Raw genomic sequence first — 2,192 nt, 5'->3', positions numbered from 1 at the left:
CTCGTGCTCGGTCTCGCCTTCACCGGCATCTATGCCTGGCGCGTCGCCAAGGAGGCGCGCGACCTCTCGGACGCGCTCGCCGCGACCGAGCTGGTCGCACAGGGTTGCGGGCTCCTGGGTCGCTGCCGGGCGTACGCCGTTCACGGCGGGGGTGATCCGGCGCTCCAGGCGCATCGAGGCAGCGACGATGCCGACACAGCCGACCACCATCAGGGCGATGAATGCGGTCGACTGGCCGTGCTCGAGCAGGAAGCCGGCCAGGATCGGGCCGATGATCGCCCCGGTCTGGAACGAGGCCGAGTTGATCGCGTTGTAGCGCCCGCGCAGATGGTCGGGCGCCATGTCGTTGGTCAGGGCCGGGTAGGCCGACTGCATCAGAGTCTCGCCGAGGGCGAAGAAGATCCCCTGGAAAGCGACCACGCCGACGATGGCCGCGACGGAGCCGGGCACCAGGCCGGTCGCCCCGAACACCACCCAGGCCAGGCCCCAGATCGCGGCGGTGGCGACGAGCACTCGTGTGCGCCGGCGTCCGCTGACCCGGTTCATCACCCAGAACTGGGCGAGCACGATCACGGCGCAGTTCACCACGAACGCGAACCCGATGACCCGGGTGGAGACCTCGGCGATCTGACGCGAGTAGGCCGGGAACCCGCTCTCGATCTGGCCATAACCCAGGGTCGAGAGCAGCACCCCGATCACCACCAGCCAGATGACCTCGGGACGGCGCAGGATCGTGGCGTACGACGCGGTCGCGTCGGGCTCGTCGGCAGCAGGTCGCGCGGCGCGGCCGTGCAGATGACGCAGGGGGCCGAGCAGGACGAGGGCCGGGATCGTGAAGGTGGCGGCGTTGGCGAGGAATGCGTAGGTGAACGTCTCGGGCCGGCTCACGTCGATGAAGAGCCCGCCGATGACGCCGCCGATGCCGATGCCGAGGTTGATCAGCGCGAAGTTCACCCCGTAGTAGCGCTGCCGCAGCTCACCCTCGACCACGGTGGCGACCAGGGCGTTGGCGGCCGGCCAGGACACGCCGGCTTGGACGCCCAGAAGGCACAGCGCCGCACCGGCGAGCACCGGGGTGGTGGCGAAGGCGAGCATGACGTCGCCGGCGATCGCACAGACCAGACCGCCGAGGATGACGGGGCGGGCACCGTACTTGTCGATCAGGCTGCCCGCCGGGCCGGTGACGATGAAGCCGACGATGGCGATCAGGCCCATCAGGGTGCCGGCGAGACCGAGGTCGAAGCCGCGTACCTCATGCAGGTAGATGATCGTGAACGGCAGCGTCATGCCGCGACCGAGGAGCTGGATCGCAACCGTCGACAGGAGCCAGCGGCCCTCGCGTGGAAGTGCGGCTATGAAGTCACGGAGACCGAGAGCAGGGGGAGTCGACACCGCACAATCTTCGCCTTTACCCGGAGCCGTGGCGAATTGTTTCTAAGGGACTGTGAAGGCTCGGGCCGATCCAATGCCCGGGCTAAGGTCCCGCCTCATATTGCCGTTGGTCCCGGCTGTTTCAGGGCTCTCGTCCCGGGTGCGAATCGAACCTTCGGTGACAACTTCCTCGCCGTTAAGGGGTGCCAGTGCATGGAACAGCCCGTGGACAGGGCTAACGTAATGCCCCGTGGGTGATGAGACTCGGTGGCTGGATGAGGAGCAACAGCGCTCGTGGCGTGCGCTGATGATGGGGATGACCCTGCTCGATGACCGCCTGGACGCCGATCTACGCACCCGCTTCGACATCTCGCTCCCGGAGTACGAGATCCTGGTCCGCCTCTCCGAGAACGACGGCGCCATGCGGATGGCTCAACTGGCCGACTCGCTGGCCCACTCGCGCTCCCGGATCACGCACACGATCACCCGGATGGAGCGTGCCGGGCTGGTCGAGCGCCGCAACTCGGCCGACGACGGCCGCGGTGTCGTCGCGACCCTCAGCGACCGCGGCTTCGAGCTGCTGCGCGAGGCGGCTCCGGTCCACGTCACCGGCGTACGCGACTACCTCATCGATCTGGTCAGCGAGGAAGACTTCGCGGCTCTGGGTCGCGTGATGAACGCCGTCTCCGACCACCTGATCAGCGACCGCCCCGGCATCGAGATGCGAAGCGATCTGGCTTCGCACCCTCAAGCTCGCGAGAGGTGGCGCGGCGGCTGACAGCGAAGCAAAACGAATGGTGGCCGAGAAAGTCGCCGCGGCC

Annotated in this window: 2 protein-coding genes; one reads left to right on the top strand and one right to left on the bottom strand. The window is 68.0% G+C overall.

Annotated elements, in window-relative coordinates:
* Positions 1-1,392, bottom strand: a 1,392-nt coding sequence (locus ABZU72_RS28660) for an MFS transporter (protein WP_355022163.1), incomplete at its 3' end; no start/stop codon positions are given.
* Positions 1,393-1,621: 229 nt separating this feature from the next.
* Between ABZU72_RS28660 and ABZU72_RS28655 the strand changes: the two genes are divergently transcribed.
* Complete coding sequence (locus ABZU72_RS28655) at positions 1,622-2,149, top strand: MarR family transcriptional regulator (protein ID WP_355022162.1); 528 nt, start codon at positions 1,622-1,624, stop codon at positions 2,147-2,149.
* Positions 2,150-2,192 lie beyond the last annotated feature (43 nt).

Origin of the sequence: Nocardioides sp. NPDC004968 (assembly GCF_040608935.1) — a bacterium.
GTDB lineage: Bacteria > Actinomycetota > Actinomycetes > Propionibacteriales > Nocardioidaceae > Nocardioides.
Note: the sequence above shows the minus strand (reverse complement) of the source record. Positions and strands in the feature narration are given on the sequence as shown.